Origin of the sequence: Guptibacillus spartinae (assembly GCF_028610625.1) — a bacterium.
Lineage (GTDB): Bacteria > Bacillota > Bacilli > Bacillales > Guptibacillaceae > Guptibacillus > Guptibacillus spartinae.
Genome location: NZ_JAQQWU010000018.1, coordinates 44,929 through 63,281, shown reverse-complemented (window position 1 = coordinate 63,281; position 18,353 = coordinate 44,929). Strand labels below are relative to the sequence as shown.

Below are 18,353 nucleotides of genomic sequence, written 5' to 3'. Positions count from 1 at the left end.
CTCTTTTTCTGAGAAAACTTTTTTACTCATTGAATCATATCCCATCGATGAATTTGTCCCCATTATACATAAAAGTACCCTACAGGGCAGACTTTTTTAAAGTGTCTACTCTATAGGGTACATATTACAATGCGAGGGCTTTCTTCATTTTATTCTTCGATTGGAAACCAGCCAGGTACGCTAAAAATCGCGTTCCAAAGTGGATCAGGTAAAACGAGCTCTTGCTGTGCGTCTTTCCGTAACGTTACACGAATTGTGTCCTCATTCCCGTTCTGAACTTTTTCCACCCAGTTTGGTTCCATAATCATTTCACGACCAAGGGCAATGAGGGGCACACCAGTATCAAGTGCTTTTTCTACATCATCAGGAGTATGAAGAGAGCCAACGCCGATAACAGGAACAAGGTGACCAATTCGTTCTTTGATCATTTCCATGCGTGGTGTAGCGTCTTCCTCACGCATCGAGCCTTGATAGAAATCGGATAGTGATACGTGAACATAATCGAGGTGACGTGTGGCAAGCTCATCAACAAGCTGAAGGGTATCATCCATTGTGATACCAGGATTTTCACGTTCTTCAGGTGAAATGCGATAGCCAAGAACGAAAGCCTTATTAGCGTACTTTTTGATTGCTGCTTGGACAGATTCTAAAACGGCTAAAGGGAATTTCATGCGGTTTTCAAGACTCCCACCCCATGCGTCATCTCTTCTGTTTGAATGAGGAGAAAAGAACTGTTGGAGAAGATACGTATTTGCACCATGAAGTTCTACTCCATCAAACCCCGCTTCAATTGCTCTTCGCGTTGCTTGACCAAAAGCTTGAATGGTTTCTTGAATTTCATCTTCTGTCATAGCACGAGGTGTTTTCGAACCTTCACGCTCAGCTGGGACAGCACTTGCGCTAAGGATTTCTTCATCTGGAACGAGCTCTGGAGGACACATTCTTCCGCCATGGAAGATTTGTAGAATGGCTTTTGCCCCTTCAGAGTGAATGGTATCTGCTAATTTTTTGAGACCTGAAATCTGTTCATCGCGGTACGCTCCAATTTCACCAGCAAAGCCTTTACCGTGCGGAAGAACATTTGCGCAGGCCGTAATAACAGCACCTACACCGCCAGAGCGCTTTTCATAATAAGCCAGTTCCTGTGCGGATACCGTGCCATCATCATTGGATAAAAAATTAGTCATCGGAGCAAGCATGACACGGTTCTTTAATTCTACTCCTGAAGGGAGCGTATAAGATTGTAGCATTTTTCGATTCGAAGTCATTGTGTTCCTCCTTTATTATAAACATACTGTAATTACATCCCTTACAGTTTAGCACGGGAGAGGATTCGTTGTCTTATCATGCGCTTTCTAAGTTGAAGAATATAAAAAAACCGCCTGGAATGGCGGTTGGCTATATAAGGTTATATTCGCTTTGAAGAAATCGCTTCGCGCATTAATTGAAGAGAATGTTGAGACTTTTCTTTTCGCGCAATCATAATGTTCACATAAAGCGCATCAACGAGACTTAATTGTGCAATCCTAGAAGCGAGCGCTTCCGAGCGAAAGTCTGTCTCTTGTGAAACAGTATAGAGTGGAATATCGACTTTTTTACTAAGTGGAGAAGTGGCCAGGTTCGTGATAGCAATTGTCGTTGCACCTGTTCCACGCGCAATATCAGCCACGCGTAACATATCTTTATTCGTACCAGAATGAGAAATCAAGACAGCAACATCGCTACGAGAGAGCTGAGAGGCTGACATGATTTGCAAATGCGCATCACTATATGACGTTGAGCGTAACCCCGTTCGAATAAATTTATGCTGAGCGTCCATCGCAATAATACCAGAACCACCATTACCATAAAATTCAATATGTGTGGCTTTTAATAAAATTTGAACAGCCTTGTCAATTGTTGCGTCATCCAGAATATGATACGTATCTTCAAGCGTACGAATGTTTGACCGAAGGACTTTTTCGGCAACCTCTTTTGTAGAATCAGTTTCTGTGATGGTTTCATGAATATCTTGAATAGGGTTCACAATTTCAGCTGCAAGGGCAATCTTCATTGCTTGAAAACCTTTGAAGCCAATTCGTTTACAAAAACGGAAAACGGTAGCATCGGCCACGTTCAGGTCTTCAGCCACCTGATTAATAGTACTATGGATAATTTTATTCGAATTATTTAAAATATAATCCGCAACCTGCCGTTCTTTTTCGCTAAATTGCGAGTAAGAAGAGCGGATTCTTGGAAGGCAGTGACGGGTTTCCGTGTCGGACATGTTCATTCTCCTCTCTATCACTCCTGATTTTATCATTGTAACCGATTACAAATAAGATGAAAATAGATTCCGCTCAACCAATTGAAACAAAAAATATTTAATGTATAATTAGTATATAGGAAAAAATATTTCATTCGTATAAGGAGTTTTTCATATGAACGTCGGATTAATTGGTCTTGGCAAGATGGGATATAACCTTGCCCTAAACTTACGTGATCATGAACATAACGTGATCGTACATGATGCAAACGAGGAACAGGTTGAAAAAATGAATGATGAAGGGTTTGCCGGAAAGCACTCTCTTAAAGAAGTTGTCGAATCTTTAGAGGCGCCACGTATCCTATGGATGATGGTTCCTTCAGGTGATATTACGGAAGCTGTAACAACTGAATTGTCTACGCTTCTTGAAAAAGGCGATATTATCATTGATGGTGGTAATTCCCATTATAAGGATTCAAAGCGCAGAGGCGAAATGCTTCTAGAAAAAGGCATTTACTTCTTTGATGTCGGAACTAGCGGTGGGAAGTCAGGTGCACGAAATGGCGCTTGTACAATGATCGGTGGAGATAGCAAGGTATTTGAAACGATTGAGCCGTTATTCGATGACATTTGTGTGGAAGATGGATACCTCTACACTGGCGAGTCTGGCAGTGGTCACTTCCTAAAAATGGTTCATAATGGTGTGGAATATGGCATGATGCAATCGATTGCTGAAGGTTTTGATCTACTAAGTAAAAGTGAATATGACTTTGATTACGAAAAAGTGGCGCGCGTATGGAACAACGGCTCTGTTATTCGCTCGTGGTTAATGGAATTAACAGAGTCTGCATTTTCTAAAGATGCAAACTTGGATGATATTCGCGGAGTAATGAATTCTTCAGGCGAAGGAAAATGGACAGTAGAAACGGCCCTTGACCTTCAAACAGCAACGCCTGTGATCGCTCTTTCCTTGATGATGCGCTATCGTTCACTAGAAGACGATACATTCACTGGTAAAGTTGTTGCAGCACTCCGTAATGAATTCGGCGGCCACGCAACTGAAAAAAGTAATTAATTTTAAATTTAAAAAGTAGAGCAGGGAAGCATGTTGACACAAACATGCTTCCTGATCTTTTGTGTAGGTACAACTCACTTGTGGCAATTGAACACGCTTACAGATGGCTAGATGATTCGTAACAAGTGTACGAAAAAGTTATACTATTAAGTAGAATGAACAATCATGTAGGAGGAATGGCTTATGACGATGAATGAACAATATATGATCGGTGTGGATATCGGTACTACGAGTACAAAAGCCGTTCTATTTAATCATAACGGGCAGCCCGTATCAAAACATAATGTTGAGTACCCGCTCTTTACTCCAACACCAGCAACAGCAGAACAAGATCCTGAACAAATTCTTCTAGCTGTTGTCGAGTCCATTCGGACGGTGATACAAGATAATCAGCTGAACGGTGAGCAAGTGAAATTTGTTTCATTTAGCTCAGCCATGCACAGTTTGATTGGAGTGGATGAAAAGGGAAAACCGTTGACTAATTGCATCACCTGGGCAGACAACCGAAGTGCACATTGGGCAGAAAAGATAAAAAATGACATGGGTGGACATGAAATTTATCGTCGAACAGGAACCCCTATTCATCCAATGTCACCTCTTTCGAAGCTTGTCTGGCTTAAAAATGATGAAAGTGAGTTATTTCAATCAGTTGCAAAATTCATTTCAATAAAAGAATACGTGTTTTACCGCTTTTTCCATGAGTATGTAATTGACTATTCAATTGCCTCAGCGACAGGCTTATTTAATTTAGAACAGCTTAATTGGGATGAAGAAGCGCTTGAAATTGCTGGAATCACAGCGGAACAATTATCGAAGCCCGTTTCAACAACGCATATGATGTCTGGGTTAAAAGCACCATATATTGAGGAAACAGGGCTTACTTCTTCAACTAACTTCATCATTGGAGCAAGTGATGGCGTCTTATCAAACCTTGGCGTTAATGCGATTGAGCCGGGCGTTGTAGCGGTCACTATTGGGACAAGTGGAGCCATTAGAGCTGTAACGGACCGTCCTGTTACCGATCCAAAAGGACGCATTTTCTGCTACGCTCTTACGGAAGATAAGTGGGTTGTAGGTGGTCCAGTAAATAACGGTGGTATCACATTCCGCTGGGTACGCGATCAATTTGCAGCATCTGAAACAGAAACAGCCAAACGCTTAGGCATTGACACATATGAAATACTGACACGAATTGCCGAACAGGTGAACCCTGGCTCTGACGGTCTTCTTTTCCATCCATATCTTGCTGGTGAACGCGCTCCATTATGGAATTCTGATGCGCGCGGAAGTTTCTTTGGACTTGCCATGCATCATAAAAAAGAGCACATGATCCGCGCAGTACTTGAAGGGGTTATTTACAATCTATACAGTGTCCTGCTTGCACTTGAAGAGTTAATCGGTGAGCCAAAGCAAATTAAAGCAACAGGTGGATTTGCTCGATCAGCTCTATGGAGACAAATGATGGCCGACATCTTTAACCAAGAAGTAACCGTTCCAGAAAGCTATGAAAGCTCTTGCCTTGGTGCCATCGTACTCGGTAAAAAAGCACTCGGTGAAATTGACTCCCTAAGCATCGTCTCAGACCTTGTAGGAGACACATTTAGCCATGAACCAAAAAAAGAAAACGTCCAAATCTACTCAGAACTACTCCCAATCTACATCAGAATCTCAAGAAAACTAACCGAAGAATACACCGCCATAGCTAATTTCCAAAACAAAACCTTGGGGAAAAACTAAAGCGGAAACACACCGTTTAGGACCGGCAGGCGCTGGAGCCATTCAAAATGAACACGTCCTTTGTGTTCGGTTTGAATGGTGAAGCGACCGAGGTCCTGGTGTGTTGTAGCTGGAAGTAAAGTAAAGCGGAAAAACCCCGTTTAGACCCGGCAGACACTGGAGCCTTTCAAAATGAACACGGTCTTTGTGTTCGGTTTGAAAGGTGAAGTGGCCGAGGGTCTGGGGTTTTGCAGCTAGCACAAAGTAAAGCGGAAAAACCCCGTTTAGACCCGGCAGACGCTGCCTTCAAAATGAACACGGTCTTTGTGTTCAGGTTTGAAAGGTGAAGCGACCTAGGTCCTGGTGTGTTGCAGCTAGCACAAACTAAAGCATATGTGCCACCAATAAAAAAAGGGCAGCCCGTTGGCTGTCCTTTTTCGCAAACTTTACTTTAATGTTTAATGGCTTCTTTTAAAATAACAGTTGCTTGATCTAACTCGACATCTTTTGTCAGAACGATCTCGCTTATGAGAAACTGCTGGGCGTTTTCCAGTAGTTTTTTATCGTCAGTTCCGAGTGGTCGTTTCTTGTTTAGGGCTACGAGCTCACGGATCACTTCCACATGATTGTGGATATCACCGGTTTTGAGCTTGTTCATATTATCCCTGTAACGCTGGTTTCTATTTGCACTGGGCTCTTCCACGTCTACTTCTTCGTTAAAAGAAGTGAGAACCTGGTCCATTGTGCTGACGTCAGACACTTCACGAATTTTCAGGTTTTCTGTCTTCCCTTTTGGAATCATCACCTGAATATCTCGAAAAGGCATATTAAGAATATAATAGATCTGAGTTTCACCCAGTATTTCTTTTTCTTCGATAGCTTCGACTATACCTGCACCGTACATGGGATAAAAAATCTTATCGCCTACCTCAAACAAGCGCCCACCCCCAAATTTATAAATTATAGCACATCTCCTATTATAACATAAACAATTAATTTGTACGAATGGAATATTTTTTTCGATATGGCTGTTTGATTGATTGATCGATGCAAACTCCATTACAATAATAGACAAATATGGTTTTAGCCAATAATGGAGGCGGTTACAAAAATGAAGATTGGAATGATTAGTTTTTGGCACGTCCATGCAAAAGATTATGCGGAAGAAGCGCGGATTCATCCTGATGTGGAAATTGCAGCGATTTGGGACGAAAATGAAGAGCGTGGAAGAAAAGAAGCTCAAATGAGAGAAGTAGAGTACATAAGTGATCTAGAAGATCTTCTGAACCGGCAAGAAATAGAAGCTGTTGTTGTTAGCTCTCCGACAAATCGTCATAAGGAAGTAATGGTACAAGCAGCTCAAGCAGGAAAGCATATTTTTACTGAGAAAGTTCTGGCGTCTACTGAAGAAGAAGCAATTGATATACTGAATGCAGTGAAGGAATCAGACATAAAGTTATTTGTTTCATTGCCGCGCGTTTATGATGGCTACACGGAAGCTGTTCAAAACTTGATTGAATCAGGTGAGCTGGGAGAACTGACGCAGACGCGCGTGCGACTTGCACATAATGGAGCCACTGCTGATTGGCTTCCAAATCATTTCTACAATAAAGAGGAGTGTCAGGGTGGAGCATTAATTGACCTTGGTTGTCACCCGGTTTACTTAACAAGACTTTTTCATGGAATGCCAGACCGTGTCACAGCACAGTTCGGGTATGTAACGAAAAAAGAAGTCGAAGATCAGGCGATCGTCACATTCGGGTATGAAAATGGATCTTATGGAGTAGTGGAAACGGGTTTTGTCACAGCTCACTCCCCATTTACTATCGAAATACACGGTACAAAAGGCTCTGCTATCTACGGAATTCCTGATAAGAAACTAATCAAAAAAGTTTCGGATAAATGGGAAGAGGTTAGGATACCCACGGATAAACCTTCTCCATTTTCACAATGGATTGACCACATTCAAACGGGTAAAGGGACAGATGAAAACGTTGCGCTTGCTCTTGATCTAACCGTGTTAATGGAGGGAGCTTATCAAGCGGAGAAAACAAAGTCTGAAGTTGTGATCAATCCCCGATAGCCCATCCTACAGTTTGAGGATGGGAGTATGGTACACTAGCTTCGACTAATGATAATGAGGTGTCTTATGAAACCATTTTTACAATACAATCCGACCCGCCTTTATTTTGGCAAAGACAAAATAAAAGAATTAGCAGGAGAACTTCATTATGGGGTGAAAGTTCTCGTGGTATATGGTGGCGGAAGCATCAAGCGAAACGGCGTTTATGACGCTGTCATGACTGAACTTAAGAAAGTGAATGCGGAAGTGTATGAGCTTTCTGGAGTAGAACCAAACCCGCGTCTGACAACAGTAGAAAAAGGTTCCGCCATTTGTAAAAAAGAGGGCATCGATTTTCTGCTGGCAGTAGGCGGTGGAAGCGTAATCGATTGTACGAAAGCAATTGCTGCGGGCGCTCACTATGAAGGTTCAGCATGGGATTTAATTACGCAAAAAGAACCAATTGAATCAGCCCTGCCGTTTGGAACTGTTTTAACCCTCGCTGCAACAGGTTCAGAGATGAACTCCGTGTCGGTAATTACAAATTGGGAAACGAAAGAAAAGCTTGGATGGGGTTCTCCTCATGTATTTCCAACGTTTTCTGTTCTTGATCCAACTTACACATTTTCAGTTCCAGAAAATCAAACGGTTTATGGTATCGTTGATAGCATGTCACATGCGTTGGAACATTACTTTCACCGCACAAACAACACCCCAATGATTGATGGGTTTATCGAATCCCTTCTTCGCACGGCGATTGAGACAGGTCCAAAGCTCTTAAGGGATTTGAATTCATATGAACACCGTGAAACAATGATGTATATTAGTACAACGGCTTTTAACGGCACATTAAGTAACGGCACTGATGGCGGTGATTGGGCCACACACCGCATCGAACATGCTATATCTGCCGTTTACGATATTCCTCACGGTGGTGGATTGGCCATTTTATTCCCGAACTGGTTGGAACACGTCCTTGAAGAAGATTCTTCTCGAGTGAAACAGTTAGCCATGAACGTTCTTGGCGTATCATCAGAAGGTAAAAGTGATTACGAAGTGGCTGTAGAAGGAGCGAAAGCACTTCGTACGTTCTGGAACTCTCTTGGTGCACCGTCTCGTCTTGCAGATTATGAAATCGATGATGCTGAATTTGACAGTATGGTTGAAAAAACCTTTATTAAACCAGGCGTTGGCACCTATAAAGAACTTGATCGAGAAAGCGTTCGAGATATTCTAACCCGATCTCTCTAATACAGAAAAGCAGCATGGCGACGCCATGCTGCTTTTTCTTTACTCATTAATAGAAATATGGCGAAACGCATTAACGTTAAAGAGTCCCATGTCTGTTAGTTTAAGCTCTGGAATGACTGAAAGACTTAGGAAGGAAAGCGTAAGAAAAGGATTAAAGTGCTCAGGTGCACCAATCTCTTTTAATGCCAGTTCGATTTCTTCAAGTTCTCTCACGACAGAGTGGTAGTCGTTAGTCGAAAGGAGTCCCGCAATAGGTAGCGGCAATTTTGCCAGCACTTCCTGGTTGCGTACAACCACTAAACCACCTTGCATTTCTTGAATCACTTCAGCTGCTTTGATCATGTCCTCGTCGCTAACTCCAGCCATAATCAAGTTGTGAGAGTCATGGCCAACAGTTGTGGCAATGGCCCCATCTTTAAACTGAAAACCTTTAACAATGCCAAGGCCAACATTGCCTGTGTTGTGATGCCGCTCAATAACGGCGAGTTTCATGAGGTCTTTTTCATAACAGGAGACGAAGCCATTGTTGTCATTGCGATTAACGGTAAACTTCTTTGCTTCTGTCACGATCTGATTTGGAATCACTTGAATCACATTTGCTTCTTGATCTGTTACTGCTAAATGCAGGTGTTCCTTCGTTAACTTTGGTAGATGAACAGAATTGGTTATTCTTTTGGATGGCGTTACCGTCTCGATTCTCTTCGTCTCGCCTTCTTCTGCAATGAGCTCACCAGCTCGATAGACCTGTGCAATTGAAAATGTTGACACGTCGTTTAGGAGGAGAAAATCAGCATCAAGACCTGGTGCGATGGCGCCTTTTGTAGATAAATGATAACACTCCGCTACGTTTAGGGAGGCCATTTGAATGGCGAGCAGCGGGTCAAGTCCTTCTTGGATAGCAAGGCGAACATTATGGTCAACGCTTCCCTCTGTTATTAAGTCGTCAATGTGCTTATCATCCGTACAAAACATAAACCGTCTCGCATTTCGTTCGGTTACGGCAGGAAGGAGCTTTTTTAAATTTTTTGCGACAGAGCCTTCTCGAATAAAAACATACATCCCGCGTTTCACTCGATCAAGTGCTTCTTGGGCGGTGATGCATTCATGATCTGTTCCAATGCCAGCTGATTTATAAATATTCAAAGCCCGGGTATCAAGACCTGCCGCGTGGCCATCAATCTTTTTAGATTGCGCGTCGACAAGTTTTTTCATCATTGAAGGGGAGGTGTTTGCGACAGATGGATAATCCATCACTTCAGCTAACCCGAGAACGCGTTTATGTTCATAGAAGGGCTTTAAGTCTTCAGCAGAAAGAATTGCTCCACTATTTTCAAAAGGTGTAGAAGGAACGCTTGAGGGTAGCATGTAATAGATGTCCATCGGAATATTCTCTGAGTCTTGTAGCATATAAGAAATCCCTTCCGCCCCAGAAACATTCGCGATCTCATGGGGATCAGTAATGATCGTCGTTACCCCACATGGAAGGACTGCCCTGGCAAATTCAGAAGGAGGAACCATAGCGGATTCAATATGGACGTGCGCATCAATTAAAGAGGGAACGACGTATTTTCCTTTTGCATCAATGACGTGCTTCCCTTCAAAATTTCCTATGCCTGCAAAAACGCCATCGATGATGGCGACATCAGCCTCAATAAATTCGAGGTTATAACTATCTAAAATCTGTCCATTTTTAATAACGTAGTCGGCCTCACGTTCTCCGGCGGCAGTTTGTATTCTTCGTGTTAGTTTATCCATTCTTTATCTCCTCTCAGTCTAGACAGAGGATGACAAATTCGCATTGCCAGAATTGTCATCGTAGTCAAACCATTTACGGTAGTTTGGTAGAAACCTTTGGACCATATCTCCAAAATTATACGAAACCTGGTACGTATTATTAGCGTATTTTATAGATGTCTAGGTCGCTCGTCAATAGCCTGTCACCGACCTCCCTAAAAAATACTTTCATCTTCGTATTGATAATTGTGTCAAATCCAAGTAAACTACAAGTAGGTAGAAGTAAATAAGGAAAAAAGAAAGCGCTTTTTTTATCGCGTTTTGAGCAAACGTTTGCACTTTAACGAACTTTATAAAATAGATGAGGGTGTAGAGATATGAAAAGAATCTGGTGGAAAGAAGCGGTTGGCTATCAAATTTATCCTCGAAGCTTCCAGGACTCAAATGGCGATGGAATTGGAGACTTACAAGGTGTTATTCAGCGACTGGATTATATAAAAGATCTTGGTATCGATGTCATTTGGATTTGTCCAATGTACAAATCCCCTAACGATGATAATGGTTATGACATTTCTGATTACCAGGATATTATGGAAGATTTCGGTACAATGAAAGACTTTGATCTACTCTTAAAAGAAGTGCATAAACGCGATATGAAATTAATTATCGATCTTGTTTTAAATCATACGAGCGATGAGCACCAGTGGTTTATCGAGTCACGTTCATCGAAAGAAGATCCGAAGCGTGATTGGTATATTTGGCGTGATGGAAAGAATGGCAAAGAACCGAACAACTGGGAAAGTATTTTCGGTGGATCTGCCTGGGAATATGATAAAAAAACCGATCAATATTACTTGCATGTTTTCTCAACAAAGCAACCGGATGTAAACTGGGAAAATCCAGAAGTTCGTGAAGCGCTTTATGACACGGTCAACTGGTGGCTTGATAAAGGGATTGATGGTTTTCGAATTGACGCAATTAGTCATATTAAGAAGCGTCCAGGATTTCCGGATATGCCGAATCCAAACAAAGAAAAATACGTTTCCTCATTTGATATGCATATGAACCAAAAGGGGATTCAGACATTTCTTCAGGAGTTCAAGGATAAAACGTACTCGAAGTACGATGTCATGACGGTTGGAGAAGCAAACGGTGTAAGCATTGATGAAGCAGACCAATGGGTGGACGAAAAAGACGGAAAAATGAATATGATTTTTCAATTTGAACACCTTGGATTATGGGATGCAGAAGAAAATCCTGATCTTGATATCGTGTCTTTAAAGAAAGTGTTAACACGCTGGCAAAAGGGACTTGAAAACAAAGGTTGGAATGCTTTATTTGTTGAAAATCACGATAAACCTCGTGTTATTTCAACGTGGGGAAATGACCAGGAGTATTGGAGGGAAAGTGCCACTTCAATGGGAGCCATGTATTTCCTTATGCAAGGAACGCCATTTATTTATCAGGGCCAAGAAATCGGGATGACTAACGTGCAGTTTCCTTCTATTGAAGATTATGATGATGTGGCTGATAAAAACCGCTATCGCATTCAACGCGAAGCAGGTGTACCACATGAGGATATTATGAAAGTCATTTGGGCTTCCTCTCGTGATAATAGCCGCACACCAATGCAGTGGAGCAATGATCATAATGCTGGCTTTTCTTCTGGAACACCATGGTTAAAAGTGAATCCAAATTTTGTGGATATTAATGTTGAGAAGCAAGAAGCTGACGATCAATCCATTCTAGCTTTTTATAAAAAAATGATTGAATTAAAGAAGAACAACTTGGTTTTCACATACGGAAGCTATGACTTGCTACTTGAAGAAGATCCGCAAATTTATGCTTATACAAGAACGATGGAAGAAGACGCTGTTCTCGTTGTTACAAATCTATCCATTGAACCGGCTGTATTCAACACAAAACTTAAGTTAGAACCGACCCAATTACTTTTGAATAACTATCCTGTAGCAAGAGAAGTGAACGATTCGATTGTATTAAAGCCTTACGAAGCAAGAGTTTATCGCCTTAATCGCTAACAGCTGGCAGTCGAGTAAAATCGACTGTCTTTTTCTAGGTAGAAAAAAGGGTTTCAAAAGACTTGTTTATGTATAAAATTTACCAAATTTGTCGAGGAAACAGGGTGAAAAAGGATAGATTTCTTGAAAAATTTACCGTATAGTGTTGATTAGTGGGAGGTATGACCTAATTCAAACTTTCACTACATACTAGTTTGATAGGGGAGGATTAACATGAAGAAGTTGATTGTAGCTTTATTTTCAGTAGTTGCACTATTTATGTTTATGGGTACCAGCACTTTTGCGGCAGAAAGTGACCACAATGAAATCTTGCAAAAAATTGACGAAACGAATGTAAGAATTGAAGCGGAAATCCAAAAGGCTCAGGGTAAAGGAGATCAATTATTGGCAACGCTTTCCCTCGAAACGGCAAAGCTCGATGCTAAGATTGAGAATGCCCGTCTAAATGGCGCTTCACCAACAGACGTTGCGGTTATCGAAAAAGAAGTAAAGAAGAAAAAAGATGAGCTTACTGAAAAGTACAACCAGGATCTTGATAAGTTAATCAATGACCTTATTCGTAAAACGAATAAAATGACTGCTGATATGATTGAGGAAGCAGCAAAAGAGGGCATTCAAGCAGAATGTTCTTGGGTCTATGTACAAATTGCAGACCGATGGGTTTGGGTTGATCCGATTCAAATCGTAGGAGTTTAATTGAAAAAGCATCTCTTTTGAGATGCTTTTTATTATATGCTTAGTACTATATAATAAGATATAGAGGAAATGTATGTTAGTGGAAAAAGAGGTGTAAATTTGGACGGTTTATCAATTGGACGTAAGCAGGAGAGTTTGGAAGAAGTAGTGCAAGAATCTGCGAAACTTAGTTTATTAGGTAGAGGTTCTGGCATTGAAGTCATGAAACAAGTAGTGTACGAAGGAACCGTGTTTTATTTATATCCCGGAAACAATCCAGAAAGTTTCGAATTTTTTTATATTTTAGAAGGTGAACTGGTATGCGAAGAGCTATCCCTTACTTTAAAAAAAGATGATTACTTTTTCGTAAAAGATCTTAAAGATATCGTGTTTTTTGAAGCAGCTTCTGAAGTCTCAATGATTTGGATGATAAATGAGTCCGTTTTCCATTTAATTAGTCAAAAAGTTTCTTTGTTATTAGAGGTAGTTAGTAAGGTTGAAGAAAAGGATCGATACACTTTTAAGCATAGTATTAGAGTACAGAATACGAGTATTAAAATGGGCAAAAAACTCAAGTTGCTAAAAGATGAATTAGATACACTAATTGTTGCTTCCGTTCTTCATGACGTAGGCAAAATAAATGTTCCTGAAGAAATATTGAATAAGCCAGGCGGTCTTACGGATGAGGAATATGACATTATTAAAAAACATCCAACTGATGGTGCGGAAATGGTTAAAGACTCCTATTATTCAGATATAAGCACTATTATACGTCAGCACCACGAAAGACTGAACGGTTCGGGTTACCCGGATGGTCTGAAAGGCGATGAGATTACAATTGGTGCAAAAATCATTGGGGTCAGTGATTCCTTTGATGCGATGACGGATGATCGTTCTTATCGAAAAGCGTATACACCTGAATATGCCTTGAATGAATTAAAGCGTCTTTCAGGCGTGTTGTACGATGGTGAAGTAGTCGATGCCCTTGAAGCTGTTTTAATAGAAGAAGGTATTTTAAATAGCAACTAGCCGAAGGGAGATGGGAGACATCTTCTTTTTTGTTTGTTAAAAAATACGAAGAGGCAATGTTTCACGTGTAACATTGAAGCTGTTATGATAGAACATAGAAATAATCGAACTATGAGGAGATTGGTATTGTGGGTAAACAGCTCATTCTTGCAGAAAAACCCTCCGTTGGGCGCGATATTGCGAGGGTATTGAATTGTACAAAAGGTGGAAATGGTTTTCTTGAGGGGGATCGCTATATTGTAACGTGGGCACTTGGTCATTTAGTGACACTCGCTGATCCTGAAGTTTATGATGACTCCTACAAGACATGGAAGTTAGAAGATTTGCCAATGCTTCCAGCCCCGCTAAAGCTGGTGGTTATTAAAAGAAGTGGAAAGCAGTTTAGCGTTGTAAAAACGCAAATGAACCGTAATGATGTAAGTGAAATTGTAATTGCAACGGACGCAGGGCGTGAAGGAGAGCTTGTGGCACGGTGGATTATTGAGAAAGCACGGGCTAAAAAGCCTCTTAAAAGATTATGGATTTCATCCGTTACAGACAAAGCGATTCGGGATGGATTTAAAAAGTTGAAAGATGCGAATCAGTATACCAATCTATATCATGCAGCCGCAGCTAGGTCTGAAGCGGATTGGTACGTTGGATTAAACGCAACTCGAGCGCTTACAACAAAATACAATGCTCAGCTTTCAAGTGGAAGAGTGCAAACGCCGACACTTTCTATTATTGCAAGGCGAGAAGAGGAAATAAAATCTTTTCAACCCGAACGGTATTATGGACTAGCGGCGGTAGTGGATGGCTTTACATTAACATATCGTGATTCAAAATCGAACGATACTCGGATATTTGATCGTGACCGCATTGATTCTGATCTTAAGGTGTTATCAGGAAAGAAAGCACGGATCGAAGAAGTGAAAAAAGTTAAGAAAAAGTCATTTGCCCCTGGATTGTATGATCTTACCGAGCTACAAAGAGATGCTCATAAACGTTATGGATTTTCAGCGAAAGAAACACTCTCGGCTACCCAGCGCTTGTACGAGCAGCATAAGCTCGTTACCTATCCGAGAACGGACTCTCGTTTCCTATCATCCGATATGAAAGATACGTTGAAAGAAAGACTAGAAGCCGTAGCTCCTTATGAAAAAACAGCGCGTAAAGTACTTGGGAAAACCATTCAAACAGGCAAGCATATTATTGATGATCGAAAAGTATCCGATCATCATGCCATTATTCCAACAGAGCAAACTCCAGTCATTCGTGAACTAAGTGACAAGGATCGAAAAGTATATGATTTGATTGTTAAACGATTTGTAGCGGCGTTATATGAACCGTTTGAATATGAGCAAGTAACGGTGAAAGCCAAAATTGGTGAAGCCAACTTTGATGCAAAGGGGAAAAGGGTTCTTTCAGCCGGTTGGAAAGAAGTATATGAAACAGAGGAGGCAGATGTCCTGCTTCCTGAGTTGAAAGAAGGTCAGGAACTTCGTGTGCTCTCTCTGACTAGAACGGAAGGGAAAACCAACCCGCCATCACGCTTTAACGAAGGAACCTTATTAACTGCTATGGAAAAGCCAGCTCAATTTTTAAGCGCGCAAGATAACAAGCTTGCGAAAACGCTTGGAGAGACTGGTGGACTTGGCACAGTCGCCACGCGTGCGGATATTATCGAAAAATTATTTAATAGCTTTTTGATCGAGAAGAATGGTAAGGATCTAACAATCACATCAAAAGGCAAGCAATTGCTTGAGATCGTGCCAGATGAATTGCAATCCCCAGCGCTCACTGCCGAATGGGAGCAAAAACTTGAAGCGATTGGTAAAGGTCATCTATCAAAACAGGCATTTATTGATGAAATGAAAGCATATGCGAATGAAACTGTTCAGAAAATCAAATCAAGTACGAAGAAATATAAACATGATAATGTCACAGAAACAAAATGCCCAGATTGTGGAAACTTAATGCTCGAAGTAAAGAGTAAAAAAGGAAAAATGCTCGTTTGTCAGGATCGCGAATGTGGCTACCGCAAAGGAAAAAGCAAAGTGACAAATGCAAGATGTCCTAAGTGTAAGAAGAAACTTGAACTTCATGGCCAGGGCGATGCCCAAACCTTTATATGTAAATGCGGCCATCGTGAAAAACTGTCCACGTTTAATGAACGTCGTAAAAAAGAGAAAAACACAAAAGCAACGAAGAAAGATGTATCAAGTTATATGAAAAATCAGCAGAAAGACGAGCCGGTTAATACCGCTCTTGCTGATGCGTTAGCAAAATTAAATTTAGACCAAAATAAGTAGCGAAGAGCAGGGTGACCTGCTCTTTTTCAATTTAACCTGGTCCTTGTATAAAATAAGATTAATTGGAATTGGGTTCGTTTTGACTTCTAAAGGGTAATACTTCTTCCATAACTAAAATATGTAAAGTTTCTATTTCACAAAAAGAGTAGATAGTTGCCTTATGGTATGAATTGCATATAAAATGACGACATGTAATATACGTTTCATTCTTTTTTTTACTATTTACGGTATTTTTGAGCATATCTTCAAACATTTCTGTCCGTATCGACTATAGTGAAGTTAGGTACATAGGACAGAATAGAATGAAGGAAGAGTTAGTTGTAAACAGAAGGAGGCTATCCATGGTCGATTCGATTTTATTTAATATTATGCTTGTTGGTGCCCTTGGCATCTTTTCGCAATGGATTGCCTGGCGTTTTCACTTGCCTGCCATTGTTGTTATGTCGATTATTGGTTTGCTTGTCGGTCCGATTTTCGGTTTGCTGCATCCTGAAGATGTATTCGGGGATTTATTTGATCCATTTGTTTCAATTGCGGTTGCCATTATTTTATTTGAAGGAAGTCTGAATCTTGATTTTCGTGAAATTAAAGGGCTTGGTCGACCAGTTGGAAGAATTGTAACCGTCGGCGCATTTCTCGCCTGGCTTTTAGGCTCACTGTCAGCCCATTACGTTGCGGGATTATCCTGGGGTGTGGCGTTTGTCATCGGAGGCTTGTTTATCGTTACGGGACCAACCGTTATTTTACCGCTATTAAGACAGGCAAAACTAAAGCCAAGACCAGCAAAAATATTAAAGTGGGAAGGCATTATCGTCGATCCACTTGGAGCGCTTCTTGCCGTTTTTGCGTTTGAAATAATAAAATTTTTAAAAGTAGAAGAAGCAACGCCAACCGTTCTTCTCGTCTTTTTCTTAGGTTCATTATTTGCAACGCTTTTTGGCTTCCTATGTGGCCGAGGCGTTGGATGGATGTTTGAGAAGGGGTATGTACCGGAGTTCTTAAAATCTCCAGTGGTTTTCGCAGTTGTCATTCTTTGTTTCGCAGTAGCGGATGAAATCACTCATGAGACAGGATTACTCGCTGTTACCGCAATGGGTATTACGCTAGCGAATATGCATATTTCATCAATAGACGATATGAGGCACTTCAAGGAAAATATTTCAGTATTGTTGATCTCCACAATTTTCATTATGCTAACCGCCTCATTATCCGTTGAAACACTTCTTGAAATTTTCCATTGGCAAATTCTTGCCTTCGTCCTTCTTATGTTGTTTGTCGTGAGACCCATTTCAATATGGCTCTCAACCATTGGAACGGACTTATCCTGGCAGGAAAAAACACTTGTTGGATGGATAGCACCGCGAGGAATCGTTGCATTAACTGTCGCGAGCTACTTTGCCAGTGTGTTACTTGATGCTGGATTTGAAGATGCGAAAATATTAATGTCTCTTACATTTGCATTAGTGTTTGCTACTGTTGTGGTACACGGTTTTTCGATCAGATGGACGGCCGAGAAGCTCGGACTAGCGAGCGATGGCCAGCCTGGTGTTCTTATCGTGGGGGGCAGTACGTTCTCCACAGCTTTATCTAAAACGCTAAAAGAATTAAAAATTCCAGTTTTAATTACGGATTCGTCATGGCAAAGGCTACTTACAACAAGAAAAGCTGGTGTACCGTTTTATAGAGGAGAAATTCTATCCGAACAAACCGAATATCGCCTTGATTTAACACCGTATGAGTATATGATTGCGGCTACGGAGCTTGATTCTTACAATGCACTGGTTTGTACAACATTTGTTCCTGAAATTGGTCGAAACAATCTCTTTCAGTTAAGTTTACGGAATGACCGAGGGGATGATTTAGAGGAGCTCGTGCATACGATAGGGGGACGTGTAGCCTTTAAAGAAGGTGCTACATGGGAAAGCTTGAATCGTAAAGTAGAAAGTGGCTACGTATTCCGAAAAACAAATATTACACAGCAGTATGGTTATGACCAATATCTTGAGGAAAGAGATGAGGAAACAATCATGCTTTTTGTGAAAAAACCTTCTGGAAGTTTAGAGTTTTTTGCGCATGACTCTCAAACAAGAGCAGAAGCAGGTGATGTGCTCGTCAGCTTGATGCCGCCTAGTAAAGAATTTAATCGTATTCGTGAAAAGCTTGAAAAGCAACGTACTGATGAGAGAAATGAAAAAGAAAAAGAAAATGCTGAAGAAAACAAGTAAGTAAAGCCCCT

Annotated in this window: 13 protein-coding genes and 1 riboswitch; of the genes, 9 read left to right on the top strand and 4 right to left on the bottom strand. The window is 41.0% G+C overall.

Features of this window, described 5'->3' with window-relative positions; all coding sequences use genetic code 11:
* Window positions 1-149: 149 nt before the first annotated feature.
* Together PQ511_RS21215 and PQ511_RS21210 are read right to left on the bottom strand one after the other, a co-directional pair.
* Complete coding sequence (locus tag PQ511_RS21215) at window positions 150-1,268, bottom strand: NADH-dependent flavin oxidoreductase (RefSeq protein WP_273853962.1); 1,119 nt, start codon at window positions 1,266-1,268, stop codon at window positions 150-152.
* 140 nt (window positions 1,269-1,408) lie between these two features.
* Window positions 1,409-2,266 (bottom strand): MurR/RpiR family transcriptional regulator, encoded by an 858-nt coding sequence (locus tag PQ511_RS21210; protein WP_273853961.1) that lies wholly within the window; start codon window positions 2,264-2,266, stop codon window positions 1,409-1,411.
* A gap of 154 nt (window positions 2,267-2,420) precedes the next feature.
* Here PQ511_RS21210 and gnd point away from each other — a divergent pair, with 154 nt between their 5' ends.
* A complete protein-coding gene (gene gnd, locus PQ511_RS21205; RefSeq protein WP_273853960.1) occupies window positions 2,421-3,320 on the top strand; it encodes a phosphogluconate dehydrogenase (NAD(+)-dependent, decarboxylating) in 900 nt (299 codons plus the stop codon).
* A gap of 204 nt (window positions 3,321-3,524) precedes the next feature.
* A complete protein-coding gene (gntK, locus tag PQ511_RS21200) occupies window positions 3,525-5,057 on the top strand; it encodes a gluconokinase (RefSeq protein ID WP_273853967.1) in 1,533 nt (510 codons plus the stop codon).
* A 430-nt stretch (window positions 5,058-5,487) separates the two neighbouring features.
* Here the strand turns inward: gntK and PQ511_RS21195 are convergent, their stop codons facing one another.
* Entirely contained in the window at window positions 5,488-5,973 is a 486-nt protein-coding gene (locus tag PQ511_RS21195) for a CarD family transcriptional regulator (protein WP_098445563.1), read from the bottom strand.
* 174 nt (window positions 5,974-6,147) lie between these two features.
* Here PQ511_RS21195 and PQ511_RS21190 point away from each other — a divergent pair, with 174 nt between their 5' ends.
* Both PQ511_RS21190 and PQ511_RS21185 read left to right on the top strand, forming a co-directional pair.
* Window positions 6,148-7,119, top strand: a complete 972-nt coding sequence (locus PQ511_RS21190) for a Gfo/Idh/MocA family protein (protein WP_273853959.1) — start codon at window positions 6,148-6,150, stop codon at window positions 7,117-7,119.
* A 66-nt stretch (window positions 7,120-7,185) separates the two neighbouring features.
* On the top strand, window positions 7,186-8,349 hold the full coding sequence (locus PQ511_RS21185; protein ID WP_273853958.1) for an iron-containing alcohol dehydrogenase: 1,164 nt from the start codon (window positions 7,186-7,188) through the stop codon (window positions 8,347-8,349).
* A gap of 39 nt (window positions 8,350-8,388) precedes the next feature.
* On the opposite strand, the gene ade is transcribed toward PQ511_RS21185, so the two are convergent.
* Window positions 8,389-10,104: an adenine deaminase gene (gene ade, locus PQ511_RS21180; RefSeq protein WP_273853957.1), complete on the bottom strand. Its 1,716-nt coding sequence runs from the start codon at window positions 10,102-10,104 to the stop codon at window positions 8,389-8,391.
* Between the two features lie 41 nt (window positions 10,105-10,145).
* A riboswitch (purine riboswitch) is annotated at window positions 10,146-10,247 on the bottom strand.
* Between the two features lie 213 nt (window positions 10,248-10,460).
* Between ade and PQ511_RS21175 the strand changes: the two genes are divergently transcribed.
* From PQ511_RS21175 to PQ511_RS21155, 5 genes are all read left to right on the top strand, one after another.
* Window positions 10,461-12,122 carry a glycoside hydrolase family 13 protein gene (locus tag PQ511_RS21175; protein ID WP_273853956.1) on the top strand — a complete coding sequence of 554 codons (1,662 nt, stop codon included), beginning with the start codon at window positions 10,461-10,463 and terminating at the stop codon, window positions 12,120-12,122.
* Window positions 12,123-12,335: 213 nt separating this feature from the next.
* Window positions 12,336-12,818: a hypothetical protein gene (locus PQ511_RS21170; protein ID WP_273853955.1), complete on the top strand. Its 483-nt coding sequence runs from the start codon at window positions 12,336-12,338 to the stop codon at window positions 12,816-12,818.
* 99 nt (window positions 12,819-12,917) lie between these two features.
* Complete coding sequence (locus PQ511_RS21165) at window positions 12,918-13,826, top strand: HD-GYP domain-containing protein (RefSeq protein WP_273853954.1); 909 nt, start codon at window positions 12,918-12,920, stop codon at window positions 13,824-13,826.
* A 128-nt stretch (window positions 13,827-13,954) separates the two neighbouring features.
* A complete protein-coding gene (locus PQ511_RS21160; protein ID WP_273853953.1) occupies window positions 13,955-16,117 on the top strand; it encodes a DNA topoisomerase III in 2,163 nt (720 codons plus the stop codon).
* 341 nt (window positions 16,118-16,458) lie between these two features.
* Window positions 16,459-18,342, top strand: coding sequence for a cation:proton antiporter (locus PQ511_RS21155; RefSeq protein ID WP_273853952.1), 1,884 nt, complete (start codon window positions 16,459-16,461; stop codon window positions 18,340-18,342).
* Window positions 18,343-18,353: the final 11 nt, after the last annotated feature.